General features: G+C 64.0%; 14 protein-coding genes. 5 read left to right on the top strand and 9 right to left on the bottom strand.

Translation table 11 applies throughout. The features are described from left to right. The first annotated feature begins 204 nt into the window (after window positions 1-204). On the top strand, window positions 205-813 hold the full coding sequence (gene cysC, locus HSX14_RS26740; protein ID WP_173171669.1) for an adenylyl-sulfate kinase: 609 nt from the start codon (window positions 205-207) through the stop codon (window positions 811-813). 483 nt (window positions 814-1,296) lie between these two features. On the opposite strand, the gene HSX14_RS26735 is transcribed toward cysC, so the two are convergent. Further along, the gene (locus HSX14_RS26735; RefSeq protein ID WP_173171671.1) at window positions 1,297-1,788 is read right to left on the bottom strand and encodes an LEA/WHy family protein; all 492 of its coding nucleotides are present in this window, start codon (window positions 1,786-1,788) and stop codon (window positions 1,297-1,299) included. A gap of 266 nt (window positions 1,789-2,054) precedes the next feature. Between HSX14_RS26735 and HSX14_RS26730 the strand changes: the two genes are divergently transcribed. Continuing rightward, complete coding sequence (locus HSX14_RS26730; protein WP_173171673.1) at window positions 2,055-2,957, top strand: YihY/virulence factor BrkB family protein; 903 nt, start codon at window positions 2,055-2,057, stop codon at window positions 2,955-2,957. Between the two features lie 13 nt (window positions 2,958-2,970). Here HSX14_RS26730 and HSX14_RS26725 read toward each other — a convergent pair whose 3' ends face one another. Next, window positions 2,971-3,807, bottom strand: coding sequence for an arylamine N-acetyltransferase family protein (locus HSX14_RS26725; RefSeq protein WP_173171675.1), 837 nt, complete (start codon window positions 3,805-3,807; stop codon window positions 2,971-2,973). A gap of 399 nt (window positions 3,808-4,206) precedes the next feature. Here HSX14_RS26725 and HSX14_RS26720 point away from each other — a divergent pair, with 399 nt between their 5' ends. Together HSX14_RS26720 and HSX14_RS26715 are read left to right on the top strand one after the other, a co-directional pair. After that, window positions 4,207-5,658 carry a high affinity choline transporter 1 gene (locus HSX14_RS26720; RefSeq protein WP_173171677.1) on the top strand — a complete coding sequence of 484 codons (1,452 nt, stop codon included), beginning with the start codon at window positions 4,207-4,209 and terminating at the stop codon, window positions 5,656-5,658. 557 nt (window positions 5,659-6,215) lie between these two features. Then, complete coding sequence (locus tag HSX14_RS26715; RefSeq protein WP_173171679.1) at window positions 6,216-6,953, top strand: DNA/RNA non-specific endonuclease; 738 nt, start codon at window positions 6,216-6,218, stop codon at window positions 6,951-6,953. Window positions 6,954-7,408: 455 nt separating this feature from the next. Here HSX14_RS26715 and HSX14_RS26710 read toward each other — a convergent pair whose 3' ends face one another. The 5 genes from HSX14_RS26710 to HSX14_RS26690 all read right to left on the bottom strand — a co-directional run bounded on the left by HSX14_RS26710 (window position 7,409) and on the right by HSX14_RS26690 (window position 15,083). Then, the gene (locus tag HSX14_RS26710; RefSeq protein ID WP_111261972.1) at window positions 7,409-8,032 is read right to left on the bottom strand and encodes a TetR/AcrR family transcriptional regulator; all 624 of its coding nucleotides are present in this window, start codon (window positions 8,030-8,032) and stop codon (window positions 7,409-7,411) included. A gap of 116 nt (window positions 8,033-8,148) precedes the next feature. Then, window positions 8,149-8,964 carry an outer membrane protein OmpK gene (locus HSX14_RS26705; protein ID WP_173171681.1) on the bottom strand — a complete coding sequence of 272 codons (816 nt, stop codon included), beginning with the start codon at window positions 8,962-8,964 and terminating at the stop codon, window positions 8,149-8,151. A 375-nt stretch (window positions 8,965-9,339) separates the two neighbouring features. Continuing rightward, window positions 9,340-10,794 (bottom strand): AdeC/AdeK/OprM family multidrug efflux complex outer membrane factor, encoded by a 1,455-nt coding sequence (locus HSX14_RS26700; protein ID WP_173171682.1) that lies wholly within the window; start codon window positions 10,792-10,794, stop codon window positions 9,340-9,342. After that, entirely contained in the window at window positions 10,791-13,928 is a 3,138-nt protein-coding gene (locus HSX14_RS26695; RefSeq protein WP_173171683.1) for an efflux RND transporter permease subunit, read from the bottom strand. The genes HSX14_RS26700 and HSX14_RS26695 overlap by 4 nt, the downstream gene beginning before the upstream one ends. Before the next feature lie 12 nt (window positions 13,929-13,940). Continuing rightward, on the bottom strand, window positions 13,941-15,083 hold the full coding sequence (locus HSX14_RS26690; RefSeq protein ID WP_173171685.1) for an efflux RND transporter periplasmic adaptor subunit: 1,143 nt from the start codon (window positions 15,081-15,083) through the stop codon (window positions 13,941-13,943). A 199-nt stretch (window positions 15,084-15,282) separates the two neighbouring features. Between HSX14_RS26690 and HSX14_RS26685 the strand changes: the two genes are divergently transcribed. Further along, window positions 15,283-15,915: a TetR family transcriptional regulator gene (locus tag HSX14_RS26685; RefSeq protein ID WP_173171687.1), complete on the top strand. Its 633-nt coding sequence runs from the start codon at window positions 15,283-15,285 to the stop codon at window positions 15,913-15,915. A gap of 72 nt (window positions 15,916-15,987) precedes the next feature. Here HSX14_RS26685 and HSX14_RS26680 read toward each other — a convergent pair whose 3' ends face one another. Beyond that, the gene (locus tag HSX14_RS26680) at window positions 15,988-16,884 is read right to left on the bottom strand and encodes a LysR family transcriptional regulator (protein ID WP_173171689.1); all 897 of its coding nucleotides are present in this window, start codon (window positions 16,882-16,884) and stop codon (window positions 15,988-15,990) included. 270 nt (window positions 16,885-17,154) lie between these two features. Continuing rightward, entirely contained in the window at window positions 17,155-19,071 is a 1,917-nt protein-coding gene (locus HSX14_RS26675; RefSeq protein WP_173171692.1) for an acyltransferase family protein, read from the bottom strand. Between the last annotated feature and the right edge of the window lie 104 nt (window positions 19,072-19,175).

Genomic DNA, 19,175 nt, shown 5'->3' with positions numbered 1-19,175 from the left:
TGCCGCGGGCCTGTTTCCCGACGCGCTGATGCGGCCATCGTGAACACCCGGCGCGCGATTTTACGGCGCCCCGCGAGCTGCTAGGCTGCCAGCGGCTCTGCCCCTCACCGTGGTGCGAGGCGTTGCCGGTGAAAGACATCCGCTCGGTATGCACGCGGGAGAGCGTGCGCCGGGCCTACCCACGTGACTGCGAGTTGCTCGGCTATGCAAAAGCACAATCCCACTGCCTCGTCGCCCGAGGCCCCTGCTCCTGGCCAGGCCCTGACGCGCGCGGCGCGGGCGGCGATCAAGCACCAGCGCCCCTGCTGCATCTGGCTGACCGGGCTCTCCGGTGCCGGCAAGTCGACCCTGGCCAACGCCCTGGAAGTGGAGCTGAACGCGCGCAACGTGCACACCTTCGTGCTCGATGGCGACAACGTGCGCAAGGGCCTTTGTCGCGACCTGGGCATGGACGATGCGTCACGCCGCGAGAACATCCGGCGCATCGCCGAGGTGGCGCGCCTGATGGTGGACGCGGGGCTGGTGGTGATCGTCGCCGCCATCTCGCCCTTCCGCGCCGATCGCGAGGCGGCGCGGGCGCTGTTCGGCGCCGACGAGTTCCACAGCGTCTACGTCAGCACGAGCTTCGAAACCTGCGCCCGTCGCGATCCCAAGGGCCTCTACGAGGCGGCGCTGCAGGGGCGCATCCGGAATTTCACCGGCCTCGACAGCCCCTACGAAGCGCCCACCGACGCCGATTGCGAGATCGACACCGACGAGGTGGACGTGATCGAGGCGACCTCGTGGCTGGTGGCGCTGGTGGTGGGGGAGTAGGCACCGCAGGCGATGCCATGCCCATTACCGCGGCCGTAGGTTGGGCTGAGGTACGAAGCCCAACAGGGTGAGTCCGAGTCGCGCTCGGAATCCCGGAGTCGTGGATGCGTTGCTTCCCGGGCTGATGAAGCCTGGGCTACGGCGTGAGCGGTCTGCTTGGGCGAATGAGTTGGCTCTGTCTGCGTTAGCTGTTGTGGATTCAACGAAAAGGCTCAAGAACGGTACTTTTAGGACGATTCTGGATTCCTGTCACACCCACTGCATGGGTTTCGCTTCGCTCTACACCATCCTACGAAAGCCGCCAGCCACGGCGTCCACCCCAGAAACCATCAGCAAGACTCGGCAATCAACCGGGCTCCAAATTCTCTAGCAACACTTAACGCAGACAGAACCAATGAATTCGCCCCTGCAAACGCATGCTGTCAGCGGCCGGCATGGGGGCGGGGAGCATGTGGGAGCGAATTCATTCGCGATGGGCGGTGATCAATACACCGTTGCCGGCTCCGGCAGGTTGAGCAGGCCGGCCTCGTTGAAGCGCACGGTGTTCCAGAAGCCTCCGCCGAGCTTGCCGCGCACGGTATAGGGGACGCCGGGCTGGCGGCCGGTGCTGTGGCTGTTGGCCAGGCCCCAGGCCTGGCGCATGGCGGAGAAGGCGGAGATGGTCACGGGGACGCTGACCAGCGCTTCGCTGAAGCGCGGGATTTCGCCGGCCTGGTCGCTGACGCCGCTGGCCAGGGGCTGGTCGTTGATGTCCAGGTCGAGGGCGATGCCGTTGTAGCGGATGGCGGTGTCGTTGGGGTTCTGCACCCGCAGCTTGACCATGAAGCGCATTTCCAGGCCCTGGCCGGGCACCGGCTCCATGCCCACCAGGTCGATCCGCACCGGGTCGCGTGGCGCGAGCGTGCTGCAGCCGGACAGGCCGAGGACGATGAGCAGGCCGCCGAGGCGCAGGATGGAGAGGATGAGTGGCTTCATGTCGTGCTTCCGATCTGTACGGGTGGTGCACCGCTAGAGACAGGCAACAGGGCCGTTCATTCCGCCCCCTCCGACGAAAGTAGCCCTGCGACGAGCCGCGCGAGGGGCCGTTCGCCCCGCATTTCCCGCCGCCAAGCGCAACGGCGGCGTCTATCGCGAGGGGCTTGCCGTCCGTCGGAACGGCCGTGGCGGTGCATAGCCTGAACTCAACCGGCGCGATGCCGTCCATTGCCTGTGTATGGGCATGAAAGCGAGCGAGCAGGCACATGATCGGTTCCCTGGGGCTGCGGGATGTGGGGTGGCGGACCATCGTGGTGCGCACCGTGACCGAATTCATCGAGGACGAGTTGCCGACCTATGCCTCGGCGCTGGCCTTCCAGATGTTCTTTTCGCTGTTCCCCTTCCTGCTGCTGCTGATTGCCGTGATCGGCTTCCTCGAGCTGCCGGAGTTCTTCGACTGGCTGCAGGCCCAGGCGACGCTGGTGCTGCCGAGCGCGGCGATGGACCTGGTGCTGCCGGCGATCGAGCAGTTGCAGACGCAGAAACCGGGGCTGTTCTCCATCGGTGCGGTGGTGGCGCTGTGGTCGTCGTCCTCGGCGATCCGTTCGAGCATGGACGCGATGAACCGCGCCTATGACGTGCAGGAGGGCAGGCCGACCTGGAAGCGCATCCCGCTCTCTGTGCTCTATACGGTGGGCGTCGCGGCCTTCCTGCTGGCGGCGGCGGGGCTGATGGTCACCGGCCCGCAGGTGATGAACTGGCTGGCAGGCCAGCTGGGCATCGAGGACGCGGTGGTGGTGCTGTGGAACTGGCTGCGCATCCCGGCGGCGGTGCTGCTGCTGATGATGGTGGTCGCCGCCGTGTACTACCTGTTGCCGGATGTGGAGCAGGAGTTCCGCTTCATCACCCCCGGCTCGGTGCTGGCGGTGCTGGTGTGGCTGGTGGCGTCCCTGGGCTTCAGTTACTACGCGAAGAACTTCGCCAACTACAACGCCATGTACGGCAGCATCGGCGCGATCATCATCCTGCTGCTGTACCTGTACATCTCCGCCGCCGTGTTGCTGCTCGGCGCCGAGCTCAACGCGGTGATCGAGCACCATTCGCGCGAGGGCAAGAACCCGGGCGAGAAGAAGGTCGAGGAGGGCGATGCGCCGCACCTGCCAGGGTAGGCGCGCCGCGTCGTCAGCCGCGCAGCAGGCCTTCCAGGCGCTCACGCAGGCGCGGCGCTTCGTCCTCGGTGATGCCGAGCAGGAAGTGCTCGCGCAGCACGGCGATGATTTCATCCGCATCCGTCAGCAGGCGCTGGGTCACCTGGCCGTCGGCCCCCCGGCGGTTGAAGGTGCCGTTGCGCAGGGTCAGGCGTTCGGCGCCTTCGGTGCGCGCGGCCACCAGCATCTGGCGGAAGATGCTGTCCGGGTGGGTGGAGGTGTACCAGTTGCGTGGCACGTAATCGACCCAGTGCTGGGGCTGCAGGTCGAAGTGGTAGACCGGCACCCAGGCGTCGTTGAGGAAGGTCTCCAGGCGATGGTCATCGTGCGTGGCGTCCGGAGCCAGCAGGCGGAAGGGCCACTCGCCCGGCCCGTCGCCGCCTCGCAGGGGCAGGGCGCGGGTGGGATTGGCGGAGCCGAAGCCGACATCGGCGATCACCGCCTCGTCGGCGAAATCCACCCGCAGCAGCAGGTGGGAGGTGATGGTCAGCGGCGCGTCCGCCGCCAGCCCCCAGCGCACCCGCGCGGCCAGCGGGGTGACGCGAAAGCCCAGGGCCAATAGCAGGCGCCCGAACAGGCCGTTGATCTCGAAGCAGTAGCCGCCGCGATTGCGCCCGACCACCTTGGCGAACACGGCGTCCGTGTCGATGTGGATGGCGCGGTCGAGCAGCACGTCGACGTTCTCGAAGGCGACCCGGTCGAGGTGGGCCTTGATCAGTCGGTCGAGGGCGGTGCGGTCGCTGAGGGTGGGGGCTGGCTGGTCGATGTGGGCCAGGTAGGCGCGGGTCTGCTCAGGGCTGAGGGCGTGCATGAAGCGGCTCCATGGGGGACGGGAGGAGGCTAGCAGAGCTTTTGCAGGCTGGCTGCTGTTCTGCTTTTGCAACGCCTCCTGTAAAAAATAAGGAACTGGCCAGTGAGCGCTGGTGAAGAATTGATCAGTAGATCAACGGCTTGTCCGACAATTTCATGATGCGTCTGTCGTTTTTTGTCATCATTTGCCTTGTAACTGTTTGACATATTTGACGGCTTTGGCAGACTGCTCCCCCGTTGCGGCAGGTTGTCGCGGTAGCCGTACAGGGCCCCTCTAGCCATGACGGTCGATCCCGCCCGGTTGTGACGCGCCTAAAACAAAAATTCTGTCAGTCGCGGCGCCCTTGCCAGGACCCAGGTCCGGCAAGCCAGACGACGGGCGAGCCACTGGAACTCACAAATGCTGATCTGGTTTGTTGCGGTCTACCTGCTGATCACCGTCGGTGTCGGCTTCTACGCTTCCACTCGCGTCAAGAACTCCAAGGATTTCGCGGCAGGCGGCCGCAGCATGTCCTTCCCCCTGGTCGCGGCCATGGTGTTCGCCACCTGGTTCGGTTCCGAGGCGGTGCTGGGCATTCCCGCCACCTTCATCGAGGAAGGCTTCGCCGGGATCATCGAGGACCCGTTCGGCTCCTTCGGCTGCCTGATGCTGGTGGGCCTGGTGTTCGCCCGCCCGCTGTACCGCATGAACCTGCTGACCATTGGTGACTTCTTCAAGAAGCGCTTCGGGCCCAACGTGGAGCTGATCACCAGCCTGGTGATCATCGGTTCCTACCTGGGCTGGGTGGCGGCGCAGCTCACCGCGCTGGGCGTGGTGTTCAACGTGCTCTCCGACGGCTCCATCACCACCACCGAAGGCATGCTCATCGGCACCGGCATCGTGCTGCTGTACACCCTGTTCGGCGGCATGTGGTCGGTGGCGCTGACCGACTTCATGCAGATGATCATCATCGTCGCCGGCCTGCTGTACCTGACCTGGCTGATCGGCGACATGGCCGGCGGCCCGCAGGTGGTGATCAGCCACGCCGCCAGCGAGGGCAAGTTCGCCTTCATGCACGGCTTCGAGCCCCGCGACATCGTCGCCTTCCTCGGCGCGGCGGTGACCATGATGTTCGGCTCCATCCCCCAGCAGGACGTGTATGCCCGGGTGATGTCGGCGAAGACCGAGAACATCGCCGCGCGTGCCTCCATGGCGGGGGCCTGTTTCTACCTGGGCTTCTGCATGCTGCCGATCTTCCTCACCTACGCGGCCTCGATGATCGACCCGGCGATGGTGCAGAAGTGGCTGGCGGAGGACGCGCAGATGATCCTCCCGCACCTGATCATGGAGCGCACCCCGCTGTTCGCCCAGGTGATGTTCTTCGGCGCGCTGCTCTCGGCCATCATGTCCACCGCTTCCGGCACCCTGCTGGCGCCTTCGGTGACCTTCACCGAGAACGTGCTCAAGCGCTTCCTGCCGGACATGAACGATCGCCAGTTCCTCCTCGCCATGCGCCTGAGCGTGCTGGGCATGACGGTGGCCACCTCGCTGTTCGCCCTGTACTCGGACGCGAGCATCTACGAGATGGTCGGCAACGCCTACAAGGTGACCCTGGTCGCCGCCGTGGTGCCGCTGTTCGCCGGCCTGTTCTGGAAGCGCGCCACCACGCAGGGCGCACTGGTCGCCATAGGGTTCGGCCTGGCGTCCTGGGTCTTCCTGGAGATGAACTACCAGGAAACCGACTTCTGGCCGCCGCAGCTGGCGGGCCTGCTGTTCAGCGTGCTGGGCATGCTGCTGGGCTCCCTGCTGCCGCAACTGAGCCGCCCGCGCGGTGAAAGCGCCGACGCCATGATGGCGCCCACCGGCAACTGATCCACCGGGCCCTCTGTCCCGGAGGGCCCGTCTCCTTCCCCATCCCCTCGCGTCCCGGCTCTGTGATCCAGTCGTGGTTTCTGACCGATCGCGTAGGTTCCGAACTGGTGCAGCGCCGCTGCCGCGTTCCCCAAGCCACCCGTTTTCCGCGCAGCCAAGTGCCTGACAGGCAAGGCTCACGCTCTGTTTGCTTTATCAAATTGACCTTTGCGTCAATTTGGTTCGGCGCTCACCAATTTGGTGAGAAAAATAAAATGTCATTGATATTCAATGGCTTGATTGAATAAGGTGCGCGCTTGCCGGTTTCCTCTTCCATGCTCTAGGTTTCACAAACCTGTCATTGACGACAGGTTATCGTCCGCTCCGGTGGCTGCCCGGCCCTGCGGCGCGCCCCTGTGCCGCCGGGTCGCAGTCCACCACCGTGCAGCCCATCGCACGGTGCGCCCGCCCTGGGCGCCCAGCAGTAGCTCAACCGCAACAGACATCGCCTGGTTTCGTTTTTTCCACCCGAGCGCTTCCCGCCGTGGGAGGCCCGCACCTGCAAGGAAGAAAAAGCAATGAAACGTATCGCCCTCCTGCTGTCGCTTTGCTGCGTTCCCTTCACCTCGGCCTTCGCCGCCACCGTCACCCTGAGCAAGGGCGGCTACAACCTGACCTACGATTGCGACAACCACACCGCCGTACGCTACGAGTACGTGCTGACCACCGACACCGGTTCGGCGGCGCGGCCGTCTTCCTTCTACCTGGACCCGGACCTGCCCAGCGGCTGCGGCGGGCAGACCACGACCTCGTCCTATGCCAGCGTGGTGTCGGGCTGGGACCGTGGCCACCTGGTGACCTCCAACCACATGGACTACAACGCCACCTACATCAAGCGCGCCAACTACATGAGCAACATCGTGCCGCAGGTGGCCAGCTTCAATCAGGGCATCTGGGTGGCCGCCGAGAACGTCGCCGAGTGCTACCGCGACCTGGCCACCGTCTACGTCTACGGCGGGGTGGTCTACAACGACACCTCCAACGACTACTTCCTCTCGTCCCACGGCATCCGCACGCCGGACTATTTCTGGAAGACCATCGTCACCACCGATACGGCGACCGGGCAGACCAAGGCCATCAGCTGGTACATCCCCAACCAGGCCGGCCTGGGCAGCCTGAACAGCTACATCAAGAGCATTTCCGAGCTGGAAAGCCTGATCGGCACCAGCGCCGTGGGCATCAGCGTGCCGGCCAGCGTCAAGGCGCAGAAACCCACCGCCACCTGGGCGACGCCGAGCGGCTGTGACCTGAGCTGATCAGCGGTCCACCCTGCGCGTCGGTGACCTGAGGATTCGTAATGCGTAGGGTGGGCTTCAGCCCACCGCTCTTCGCTGCGCAGCCCTTGGGGGCTCACTGTGGATTTGGGGTGCGCGGGGCGTTCTCGGTGCGCGCGGCAGACCCTACGCGGGGTTGTGGCTGCTGCGGCATCCTGGGGGGGGAGCAAACCTATCGATGCGGTGCTTGGGCGCCATCCTGGCTCTTGCCCGACTCAACCTTCAACCCACCGGTAACGTCGCTGGTGGGCTGAAGCGGAGCGCCGCCCGGCCCACCCTACGGGGGCACCCACTCCCAGCCACGCTTGGGCATTTCTTCCAGCTATACGCTTCCGGCTTCCAGCTATCCAAGCCCCTCACATGCATAGGCTGGGCACCCACGCCCAGCCACTCAGGACCCTTTCTTGCCGCTTGCAACTTGAAGCTTGCCGCTGCTTCTAAGTCGCCAGGCCAATGCCGCGCAGGATGACGGCGGTGACGGTCTGCACGGCGCGTTCGAACTGCTGGTCGTTCAGCGGCTGGTGGTTGTTGAGCACCGTCACCTGGTGGCTGAAGTCGGCGTAGTGCTGGGTCGAGGCCCAGATCATGTAGAGGAGGCTGGAGGGCTCGACCGGGAGGATGCGCTTGCTCTCGACCCACTGGCGGATCTTTTCTTCCTTCAGCTTGGCCCATTCGTAGAGCGGGCCGTCGAGGGCTTCCTTGAGCTGGGGGGCGCCGTGGATGATCTCCGCTGCCCAGACCTTGGAGCCGTGGGGGCGGGTGCGCGAGCGGTTCATCTTGGCGCGGATGTAGCTGGTCAGCGCGACGCTGGGGTCGTCGAACATCTCGAAGCAGGTGCCGTCCTGCTCCCACTCTTCCAGCAGGCTCTGCAACACGGCCCGGTAGAGGTCTTCCTTGGTCGCGAAGTAGTAGTGCAGGTTGGATTTGGGGAGGCCGACTTCCTGGGCGATGTCCTGCATGGAGGTGGCGGCGAAGCCCCGCTCGGCGAAGACCTTCTCGGCGGCCAGGAGGATCTTTTCGGTGTTCTTGATGCGGATGCCGATCTTGCGGTTGCTGCTCATCGATCCCTCGGGCTGCACGGACTGAAGCCGGGCAAACATATCACCGAACCCGGCGCCGGCACGAGCCCGGCGCGCGAGGTTCCCCGCCGCCCGGAAGGCGACGGGGCGGGGGGCGATCAGAAGTGCACTTTGACCAGCAGGCTGGCGGTGTTCTGGTCGGTACCGCCGAGGATCTCGTCACCGAGGAAGCTGTTGTCGTCGATGGCGTACTTGTTGCTCCAGTAGTCGTACTCGACACCGACGTAGAGCTGCTTGGCGCCCAGGTCCAGGGCCTTGCCCAGGTCGTACTTGATCTGCGGGTTGAAGTGCAGGTTGGCGTGCAGGTCGTTCGGGCGGCTGCTGGTGGCGTCCTTGTTGTTCCACACCCAGTCCATGAAGCCGTCGATGAGGATGTCCGAGCTGCCCACGGGGATGGTGTAGGACCACACCGGGGTGACCTGCCACTGGCCGGCGGGGTTGTTGGTGATGCCGTCGGGCTTGCGGTAGTAGAAGTTCAGCTGGAAGTAGTCGAAGCCGGGAATGGCCAGGTCGAAGCCCGGGCCGAGCAGGTAGTTCTGGGTGCGGTTCTCGCCACGCTCGTAGGTGGCGGCCAGCAGCACGTCTGTCACCGGGCCGAAGGCGATCTTCTGGTCGAACAGCTTGCCGAAGGACAGGCGCGGGGAGATTTCACCGTAGTAGGTGTTGTTGCCGGCGTTGGCGTCGGCCTTGCCGTTGTAATTGATCTGGTCGGCGAAGATGAACAGGTCGCCCCAGGTCCAGCCGCTGGCGTGCTCGAAGGTGAAGGTCTGCTGGATTTCCGGGTTGACCTTGAAATCCTTGCCGTACAGGTAGGTGACGCTGTTGTTCTGCCACAGCAGCGGGCCGTCGGCCAGGGCTTGGCCGCAGGCCAGCAGGCCACCGGCGAGCGCGAGAGCGGAGAGGGTACGGTTCATTCGGGTTGGGCTCCTGGTGCTTGGTTATCTTTCTATCTGCGTAGAAGTTGTCTGATTGGTCAGGCTTGGCTGCCAGAGCAAGAAAGGAGCCAGTTTTCTCCGACGCCTTCCCCGGGCGCGGGATTATCTGGATAAACCCCGATGTTTCAAGCGGTTGTTTCGTGACCAACGGGTTTTTCCGACTTGCGGGAGGCGTGCCCGTGCACGGTTATGGGCGCGCTTACCTGACCGATCGAACAGTGCTGCATCAACTTGGGGCGGGTGGGATGGGCGCGTGCGCGCATGTTTTGCGCGCGCAATAAAAAAGCCCCCATCAAGTCCGATGGGGGCCTCGCGCAGCAAGGGTGGCCCAATCCATGGGCCTGGACACGCGAATCAGGATTGCGGGGTGGTCGGTGCCGCCTGGGCGCTGGTGGTGCGCTCGTTCCAGCCACCGCCGAGGGCCTTGTACAGGTTGACCTCGCTGGTGAGCTGGTTGAGGCGGTCGCTGATCAGTTGCTGGCGTGCGCTGAACAGCTGGCGCTGGGCATCGAGCAGGGTCAGGTAGCTGTCCACGCCGGTGCGGTAGCGGCGCTCGGCCAGGCGGTAGTAGTCCTCGGAGGTGCGTACCAGGTTGCGCTGGGCGGTGAGCTGCTCCTCGAAGGTGGTGCGGGCGGCGAGGCCGTCGGCGACTTCCTGGAAGGCGGTCTGGATGGCTTTTTCGTACTGCGCCACCTGGATGTCCTTCTGCACCTCGGCGTAGTCGAGGTTGGCCTTGAGGCGGCCGGCAGTGAAGATCGGCAGGTTGATCTGCGGCTGGAACAGCCAGCTGCCGGAACCCCCGTCGAACAGGCCGGAAAGCTCGGCGCTCTTGGTCCCGGCATTGGCGGTGAGGCTGATGCTGGGGAAGAACGCGGCGCGGGCGGCGCCGATGCTGGCGTTGGCGGCCTTGAGCTGGTGCTCGGCCTGGAGCACGTCCGGGCGGCGCTGCAGCAGTTCGGACGGCAGGCCGGCGGGCACTTCGGCGAGCTGGTCGTCGCCCAGTACCTCGCCTTGCGGCAGGTCGCCGGGGACGCCATTGCCCAGCAGCAGGGCCAGGGCGTTGCGGTCCTGGGCCACCAGGCGGCTGTACTGCGCGAGGGTGACCTGGGCGCTTTCCACGGCGGTGCGCGCCTGGCTAAGGGCCAGGGCATCGGCGACGCCGACGTCGAAGCTGCGCTGGGTGAGGGCGAGGCTTTCCTGGTAGGTCTTGAGGGTGTCGCGGGTCAGCTTGAGCAGCGACTGGTCGGCCTGCAAGGTCAGGTAGGCGTTGGCGACGCTGGCCACCAGGCTGATCTGCGTGCTGCGGCGGGCTTCCTCGCTGGCGAAGTACTGCTCCAGGGTCTGCTCGTTGAGGCTGCGCAGGCGGCCGAAGAAGTCGATCTCCCAGGCGCTGACGCCCACCGTGGCCGAGTACTGGCCGCTGGTGGTGGCGCGACCGCTGCTGGAGAGGTCGGCGGGCAGCCGCTGGCGGGTGCCGCTGCCGTCGGCCGAGACGCTGGGGAACAGCTCGGAGCGCTGGATGCGGTACTGCGCGCGGTAGGCGTCGATGTTCAACGCGGCCACGCGCAGGTCGCGGTTGTTGGCCAGGGCGGTCTCCACCAGGCGTTGCAGCGCCGGGTCCTTGAAGAACTCGCGCCAGCCGAGGTCGGGCGCGGCCACCTCGGTCTGGGTCGCGCCGTTGGCGGTGTAGGCCTCGCCCTGGGGCCAGGTGCCGTCCACCGGCGCCTCGGGGCGCTGGTAGTCGGGGATCAGCGAGCAGCCACCGAGCAGGACGCTGGCGATGGCGAGGGTCAGCAGGGACTGCCTCATTCGGCGGCCTCCTTGGTCAGTTCGTCTTTGCTGCGCTTGTCCTTGAACAGCGAGCAGACCAGTACGTAGAACAGCGGGACCCAGAAGATCGCCAGGACCGTCGCGGTGAGCATGCCGCCGATCACGCCGGTGCCGATGGCGTGCTGGCTGCCGGAGCCTGCGCCGCTGGAGATGGCCATGGGGACCACGCCGAGGATGAACGCCAGCGAGGTCATGATGATCGGGCGCAGGCGCATGCGGCAGGCCTCGATGGCGGCGTCGAACAGGCTCATGCCCTGCTCGTGCAGCTCCTTGGCGAACTCGACGATGAGGATCGCGTTCTTCGCCGAGAGGCCGATGGTGGTGAGCAGGCCCACCTGGAAGAACACGTCGTTGGAGAGCCCGCGCATGCTGGTGAACAGCAGCGCACCGAGGATGCCCAGGGGCACCACCAGCATCACCGAGAAGGGAATCGACCAGCTTTCGTACAGGGCCGCCAGGCAGAGGAACACCACCAGCAGCGACAGCGCGTAGAGCGCCGGCGCCTGGGCACCGGAGAGGCGCTCCTCGTAGGACAGGCCGGTCCAGGAGTAGCCGACGCCGGCCGGCAGTTGCTTGATGATTTCCTCGACCGCCGCCATGGCCTCGCCGGAGCTGTGGCCGGGGGCCGCTTCGCCGAGGATCTCGATGGCCGGCACGCCGTTGTAGCGGGCCAGTTTCGGCGCGCCGTACACCCACTCGCCGGAGGCGAAGGCGCTGAAGGGCACCATCTCGTTCTGGTCGTTGCGCACGTACCACTTGCCGAGGTCGTCGGGGTTCATCCGCGCCTCCGGTACGCCTTGCAGGTAGACCTTCTTCACCCGGCCACGGTCGATGAAGTCGTTGACGTAGCTGGCGCCCCAGGCGATGGACACGGTGTTGTTGATGTCCGCCAGGGAGACGCCGTGGGCACGGGCCTTCTCGTCGTCGATCTGCAGCTGGTACTGCGGCTCGTCGTACAGGCCGTTGGCACGCACGCGGGTCAGCACCGGGTTCTTCGCCGCCAGTTCGAGGAACTTGTCACGGGCGGCGTTGAGCTGCTCGTGGCCGACCCCGGCGCGGTCCTGGAGGAAGAAGTTGAAGCCGGTGGCGTTACCCAGCTCCAGTACCGCGGGCGGGGCGAAGGCGAACACCATCGCGTCGCGGAAGCTGAAGAAGTGCTGCTGGGCACGCTGGGCCAGGGAGAACACGCTGTGCTCGGCGCCGGGGCGCTCTTCCCAGGGCTTGAGCATGATGAAGGCCATGCCCGAGCTCTGGCCGCGGCCGGCGAAGTTGAAGCCGGTGACGGTGAACACGGATTTGACGGTGTCCTTCTCGGCATCGAGCAGGTACTCGCGCATCTGGTCGACCACCACCTGGGTGCGTTCGGCACTGGCGCCCGCCGGGGTCTGCACCTGGGCGAAGAGCACGCCCTGGTCTTCCTCGGGGAGGAAGGCGGTGGGGATGCGGGTGAACAGCCAGGCCATGGCCGCGACGATCACCAGGTACATGAGGATGTACGGCGCCTTGCGCTTGAGGATGGCGCGCACGCCGCGCTCGTAGCCGTTCACGCTGCGGTCGAAGGTGCGGTTGAACCAGCCGAAGAAGCCGCGTTTGGGCGCGTGGTGGCCCTTGGCGATGGGCTTGAGCATGGTGGCGCAGAGGGCCGGGGTGAACACCAGGGCCACCAGCACCGAGAGCGCCATGGCGGAGACGATGGTGATGGAGAACTGGCGGTAGATCACGCCCGTGGAGCCGCCGAAGAAGGCCATCGGCAGGAACACCGCCGAGAGCACCAGGGCGATGCCCACCAGCGCGCCCTGGATCTGGCCCATGGACTTGCGCGTGGCTTCCAGCGGCGAGAGGCCTTCCTCGGCCATCACCCGCTCGACGTTCTCCACCACAACGATGGCGTCGTCCACCAGCAGGCCGATGGCCAGGACCATGGCGAACATGGTCAGGGTGTTGATGGTGAAGCCGAACATCGCCAGCACGCCGAAGGTGCCGAGCAGCACCACCGGCACCGCGAGGGTGGGGATGATGGTGGCGCGGAAGTTCTGCAGGAACAGGAACATCACCAGGAACACCAGGACGATGGCTTCGCCCAGGGTGTGCACCACGCCTTCGATGGAGGCCGAGACCACCGGGGTGGTGTCGTAGGGGAAGACCACTTCCATGCCGGCGGGGAAGAAGGGCTTCAACTGGTCGATGGTTTCGCGGATGGCCTTGGCGGTGTCCAGGGCGTTGGCGCCGGTGGCCAGCTTGATCGCCAGGCCCGAGGCGGGCTTGCCGTTGTACTGGGCGCTGATGGCGTAGTTCTCGCCGCCGAGCTCGATGCGGGCGACGTCACGCAGGCGCACCTGGGAGCCGTCGCGGTTGACCTTGAGCAGGATGGCGCCGAACTGCTCGGGCGTCTGCAGGCGGGTCTTGCCGATGATGGTGGCGTTGAGCTGGGTGCCGGGGGAGGCGGGCAGGCCGCCGAGCTGGCCGGAGGAGACCTGCACGTTCTGCGCCTGGATGGCGCTCTTCACGTCGACCGGGGTCAGCTGGTAGTTGTTCAGCCGTGCCGGGTCGAGCCAGATGCGCATGGCGTATTGCGAGCCGAACACCTGGAAGTCACCCACGCCCTTGGTGCGCGAGATCGGGTCCTGCATGTTGGAGACGATGTAGTTGGACAGGTCGTTCTTGTCCATGGAACCGTCCGTCGACACCACGCCGATCACTAGCAGGAAGTTCTTCACGGCCTTGGTGACGCGGATGCCCTGCTGCTGCACTTCTTGCGGCAGCAGCGGAGTCGCCAGTTGCAGCTTGTTCTGCACCTGCACCTGGGCGATGTCGGGGTTGGTGCCCTGCTCGAAGGTGGCGGTGATGGTCATGCTGCCGTCGGAGTTGCTCTCCGAGGAGATGTAGCGCAGGCCGTCGATGCCGTTGAGCTGTTGCTCGATCACCTGCACCACAGTGTCCTGCACCGTCTGCGCCGAGGCGCCGGGGTAGCTGACCTGGATGCCGACGGCGGGCGCGGCGATGCTCGGGTACTGGTTGATCGGGAGTTTGAGGATGGCCAGGCCGCCCGCGAGCATGATCACCAGCGCGATCACCCAGGCGAAGATCGGCCGGTCGATGAAGAACTTCGACATGAAGGTCGCTCCTTATTGGCTTTTCGCCAGGTCGGGGTCCACCGACTTCGATTCGGCGACGTTGGTCGCGGGGGCGGTCTTCACTTCGGCGCCGGGGCGGACGAACTGCAGGCCTTCGGTGATCAGCTTGTCACCCGGGTTGAGGCCCTTGGTCACCAGCCAGCGGTCGCCGACGGTGCGGTCCGCTTCCAGCTGGCGCAGCTCCACCTTGTTCTCGGCGTTGACCACCAGCGCGGTGGCCTGGCCCTTGAGGTCGCGGGTCACGCCCTGCTGCGGCGCGAGGATGGCCTGCTGCTTGACCCCGGAGCTCAGCTGCGCGTGGACGAACATGCCCGGCAGCAGGTCGTGGTCGGGATTGGGGAACACGGCGCGCAGGGTCACCGAGCCGGTGCCTTCGTCCACCGAGACTTCGGAGAACTCCAGGGTGCCTTCGTGCGCGTACTCGCTGCCGTCCTCGAGCATCAGCTTGACCTTGGCGGCGTTGTCGCCGGCCTTCTGCAGCTGGCCGCTCTCCAGGTCGCGGCGCAGGCGCAGCAGGTCCTTGGTCGGCTGGGTGACGTCGACGTAGATCGGGTCGAGCTGCTGGATGGTCGCCATGGCGGCGGCCTGGCCGTTGTTCACCAGGGCGCCCTCGGTGACCGAGGAGCGGCCGATGCGCCCGGAAATGGGGGCCAGTACCTTGGTGTAGCGCAGGTCGATGCGCGCCTTCTCCAGCGCGGCTTCGGCCGACAGGCGCGACGCCTGGGCCTCGTCGTAGGCCTGGCGGCTGACGGCCTGGTCGGTCACCAGGTCCTTGTAGCGGTCGGCCAGGGAGCGGCTGGAGGCGAGGGTGGCCTCGGCGCTCTTGAAGGTCGCCTGATAGACGGACGGGTCGATCTGATACAGCTGCTGGCCGGCCTTCACCTCGGTGCCTTCCTTGAACAGGCGCTTCTGGATGATGCCGTCGACCTGGGGGCGTACCTCGGCGATGCGGAATGCGGTGGTGCGGCCCGGCAGCTCGGTGGTCAGGGTGTAGGGCTGTGCTTGCAGGGTGACGATGCCCACCTGAGGTGTCTGCGCGGGCGGGGGCGCGGAGGCCTCCTTGCAGCCGGCGAGTGTGAGCGTAGCCAGAGCGACGGCGGAAACCATAGCTGCGAAGGCTGGCTTCTTCTGCATCTGAAAAGACCTCGTTCGATACGTTTGCCCGGGCGGGCGATACCCATGCAGGGAGCGTGGGTGGATTGTTTAGTCTGCTAACGAATATACTTACGTACGTGAACGTTTGTAAATGATTCTTCTGTACTCTCTGTCAGATAATGTGTCGATGGGGAGGCGATTCCTTACCCCTTCCACTGCCCCCAGAGTCCGCCCCGGCATGGCCAGACGAACCAAAGAAGAAGCCGAAGCGACCCGCATCCAGATCCTCGATGCCGCCGAGCGCGTGTTCTACGACAAGGGTGTGTCGCGCACCTCCCTGGCCGATATCGCCAGCAAGGCGGGGGTATCCCGCGGGGCGATCTATTGGCACTTCCAGAACAAGGTCGATGTCTTCCAGGCCATGCACGAGCGCCTGCGCACGCCGCTCGAGGAACTGGCGCGGGCCAGCGAGAGCGAGGACGAGCCCGACCCCCTGGGCCGCATGCGCCAGCTCCTGGTGCGGCTGCTCAAGCGCGTGGAGCTGGACCCGCGCAGCCGTCGCATCAGCGAAATACTCCAGCACAAATGCGAGTTCACCGATGAGCTGGGCGACCTGCGGCAGAAAATGCAGGGCTTCAGCCAGGAATGTGACCAGCGCATTGCCCGTGCCCTGGCCAATGCCGTGGCCAAGGGGCAACTGCCCGAAGGCCTGGATTGCACCCGCGCCGCGGTGACCCTGCATGCCTATATCGACGGGCTCCAGGCGCACTGGTTGCTGGTGCCGGGGCGTTTTCCCCTGGCCGAACAGGCCGAGCAACTGGTGGATGCCTTGCTGGATATGCTCAAGAGCAGCCCGGCCCTGCGTCGCTGAATGCGCTGTCAGACGCCCTGCCAGCAGCTTTCCGGGCTCGGGAAGCCCGCCCCAAGGATGAGTGGATTTGTGCTAGGCCCGGGCACCGGTCAGGCGCGCCTGGATGAAATCGAGAAAGCATTGGATGCGCAGGGCCAGTTGCGAGTTGCGGTAGTACACCGCGTGGATCGGCTGGCGGTAGTCGCTCATGTGTTCGGCCAGCACCGCCACCAGGCGGCCCTCGGCCAGGTCCTGGTCGGTCATGAAACTGGCCAGGCAGGTGATGCCCTGGCCAGCCAGGGCCAGCTGGCGCAGGGTCTCGCCGCTGGAGGCGCGCAGGTTCGGCTGCACCGCTAGCTGCGTACCGCAGGCGTGGCGCACCGGCCACTGGTTGAGGCTTTCCGGCTGGGTGAACCCGAGCAGGCTGTGGGTCTTGAGCGCCTCCACGTTCTCTGGGGCGCCGTGGCGCGCCAGGTACTCCGGGCTCGCCACCAGGTGCAGGCGGCTGGCGCCCAGGGGCCGCGCATGCAGGGTCGAATCGCTCAGCGGCCCGATGCGGATGGCGAGGTCCGTGCGGTGCTCCAGCAGGTCGATGATCTGGTCGTTGGTGTTCAGCTCCAGCTGGATGTCCGGATAGAGCGCGCGGAAATCGCCGATATGGGGCACCACCGCATGCAGCATGAAGGGCGAGGCGGCGTTGATGCGCAGCCGCCCGGCGGGCTTCTGCTGGCGCAGGGCCAGGCGCTCTTCCAGGGCCTCCATCTGCTGGAGGATCTCCTTGGCATTGTCGAAGAAAAAGCGGCCTTCCTCGGTCAGCTCCATGCGCCGCGTGGTGCGGTTCAGCAGCGTGGTGGCGAGCTTCTCTTCCAGGCGCGACAGCGTGCGGCTCACCGCCGAGGGCGTGAGGCCCAACTGCTCGGCCGCCGCGCTGATGGAGCCGCATTCGACGACGCTGACGAAGTGCTGGAGTTCATCGGAGGTGGCTTTCATGGCGGCCTCAATTCGTGATCGGCAGGCAAGTTTGTGATGCGGATATCGCCGTTTCCGGCAGGTAATTGTATGCCGATGCCTGCCGCCTCATAACTTCTGTGGCGCCCCGAACCTACCTGTCTTTGCCGGCAAGAGCTGACGTTCCAATGGCACGCTTTCGTCGCGGGGCAAGTTCTGCCGATGCCTGAGCCTGGTGTCAGGCGGGGTCAGCAACCTCGCCAATAGATGTGTTCACTCTCTGAGCGAGCTGATATGAGCGTTGCGCCTAGTTCACGCCCCATCTGCCTGGCCGGTTGTCTGGCTTTGAGTTCGGTCATTGGGTTTGAAAATCCCTTCGAACAAGGGCGCGAGTTTCTGGTTGCCCAAGTCGATCAAGTGATTGTCATCGAAGTACAGAGGCATTCCATTCTCTGACCCCATGCATCTCCCCTGTGGACAAAGAATTGGGAGCGGGTCCAGGAGCATTGCGCCACACTGCTCTTTTGCCGCATCCATGGCGGCCAGTGCTGCAGTATTGCGTTTGAAGTACTCAGCTATCGGAAGGCTGATATCACCTTGATTCATATGTAGGCGATGTTTTAAGTACAGACCCTTATTTATATTGAAGGGCATTTCCGGAATGGGTTTTACGATATAAACAGGGTGCTTGGTTGCGATCTTGCAGACTGTTTTTATGTAATTGTCTTTAAAGTCGGATCCATCATCGAACGTGAGGCTGTAGCTATTCTCTCTGCTTGTGTCGGCATAAAGCCCCGCTCGGCTTAGAAGCACTACTGGTACACCAGGATATTCAGCATCCAGATTTGCAAGCTTCTGATCGTTGAAGGCGCGGCATTTTTTTTCTTTATCCTTGTCGCGCATGTTGAAGTTCATCAAGGTCGGGCATCCGCCAAGCGCCCAGGACAGAGCTGCTTTGTCGTTTCCTATCTGCACCGCTGCAGCTGTGGCTTGTGCATGACTATCACCATAGAGAATCACTGATATGGGACCCGTATCCAACTGGCAGTCTGCCGCACCCCATTCATTTTGCCGGCAATTCTGGGTGTAGAGTTTACTGGTATAGACGACTTCTGCGGGTTCCTCAAAAGCGAATCGAATATTTGGATGTTTTTTTACCAGTGAAGATAAAGTCGCAGCGCCGGCGACGACACCAATGACTAGTAATGAGTATTTGATTGCAGAGTGTTTGCGGTTCGCGGATTTTTTGACCTTTTTTTCTATGCACTGATAGGACAAAGCGCCTATCAGCAATGAGAGCCCGATCCCAAACGTAATGTAGGCGGCGTTATTCAACATCCCACATAGGTAAAGGAGGACCACAAGTGGCCAGTGCCATAAATAGATGGAATAGGAGGTCTTGCCGATCAGTTGTATAGGGAGCCAGTTGAATAGAGGAAGATTGGAATTGCCATAAAGAACGAGGACCGTTCCTGCAACAGGCAGAAGTGCCCAATATCCCGGCCACGCATAGGAGCTGTCGAGGTAGAAGGTACTGAATAAAATGAGGCCGATTCCGAGCGCTTCGAGTAATCGCCCCGTTTGTATGGTCGTCCTCAGAGGAAATAGAAAAATCAGGCCGCCGAGAGTTAGTTCCCAGGCGCGTGTGGGAAGCATGTAAAAGGCATTGATTGGGTCAGAGGAGCTAAAAGTCACCGAGGCCGCAAAGGAAATTGCAGTAATCAAAACAAGAACGAGTCGGGTTTTGTGCAGCCCAAAATATTTAAAAAGCGCCAATGTCAATACAGGGTAGATCAGATAAAACTGCCACTCTATAGAAAGGGACCAAGTGTGGAGTAACCAATTCTCATGTAAGGGGAGCGAGAAGTAGTCTCCAGTTTGCGAAAACTTGAAGTTAGAGCTGAAGAGCAGCGCGCTCTTGATCGTTCTCAACAGTTCCCGGAAGTCGTCCAGCGGAAGGTAGGCGAAGCCGAAGATTGCCAGGAAGCCACAAAGCACAGCGAGGGCAGGAATGATTCTTCGAGCGCGCGCTAAATAGAAGTCGACGAGCGAAAAGCGGTCCTCCTGCAAGGCACTGAAGATGATCCCAGTCATCAGGAAGCCAGAAATAGCGAAAAAAATATCGACGCCAACGAAGCCGCCGGAAAAACCGTCCACTTTGAAGTGGAAAAGAACGACGGAAAGGACCGCAAAGGCCCTAAGAGCGTTGATGTCTGTGCGGAACGTCATAACCCTATGGCACCTTAAAAAAGGCGGCATCTTATCATCCGCGATTGCCTTGATGATGATGCCTCGCAACTGGTGTGAGCTATAGCTTCCTTCCCGCACGTTAT

It is taken from the genome of Pseudomonas tohonis, assembly GCF_012767755.2.
GTDB lineage: Bacteria > Pseudomonadota > Gammaproteobacteria > Pseudomonadales > Pseudomonadaceae > Metapseudomonas > Metapseudomonas tohonis.
Note: the sequence above shows the minus strand (reverse complement) of the source record. Positions and strands in the feature narration are given on the sequence as shown.

Coding starts and splice junctions, on each gene's coding strand:
- cysC (WP_173171669.1), top strand. CDS start 205: ATGCAAAAGCACAATCCCACTGCCTCGTCGCCCGAGGCCCCTGCTCCT.
- HSX14_RS26735 (WP_173171671.1), bottom strand. CDS start 1,788: ATGAAGCCACTCATCCTCTCCATCCTGCGCCTCGGCGGCCTGCTCATC.
- HSX14_RS26730 (WP_173171673.1), top strand. CDS start 2,055: ATGATCGGTTCCCTGGGGCTGCGGGATGTGGGGTGGCGGACCATCGTG.
- HSX14_RS26725 (WP_173171675.1), bottom strand. CDS start 3,807: ATGCACGCCCTCAGCCCTGAGCAGACCCGCGCCTACCTGGCCCACATC.
- HSX14_RS26720 (WP_173171677.1), top strand. CDS start 4,207: ATGCTGATCTGGTTTGTTGCGGTCTACCTGCTGATCACCGTCGGTGTC.
- HSX14_RS26715 (WP_173171679.1), top strand. CDS start 6,216: ATGAAACGTATCGCCCTCCTGCTGTCGCTTTGCTGCGTTCCCTTCACC.
- HSX14_RS26710 (WP_111261972.1), bottom strand. CDS start 8,032: ATGAGCAGCAACCGCAAGATCGGCATCCGCATCAAGAACACCGAAAAG.
- HSX14_RS26705 (WP_173171681.1), bottom strand. CDS start 8,964: ATGAACCGTACCCTCTCCGCTCTCGCGCTCGCCGGTGGCCTGCTGGCC.
- HSX14_RS26700 (WP_173171682.1), bottom strand. CDS start 10,794: ATGAGGCAGTCCCTGCTGACCCTCGCCATCGCCAGCGTCCTGCTCGGT.
- HSX14_RS26695 (WP_173171683.1), bottom strand. CDS start 13,928: ATGTCGAAGTTCTTCATCGACCGGCCGATCTTCGCCTGGGTGATCGCG.
- HSX14_RS26690 (WP_173171685.1), bottom strand. CDS start 15,083: ATGCAGAAGAAGCCAGCCTTCGCAGCTATGGTTTCCGCCGTCGCTCTG.
- HSX14_RS26685 (WP_173171687.1), top strand. CDS start 15,283: ATGGCCAGACGAACCAAAGAAGAAGCCGAAGCGACCCGCATCCAGATC.
- HSX14_RS26680 (WP_173171689.1), bottom strand. CDS start 16,884: ATGAAAGCCACCTCCGATGAACTCCAGCACTTCGTCAGCGTCGTCGAA.
- HSX14_RS26675 (WP_173171692.1), bottom strand. CDS start 19,071: ATGACGTTCCGCACAGACATCAACGCTCTTAGGGCCTTTGCGGTCCTT.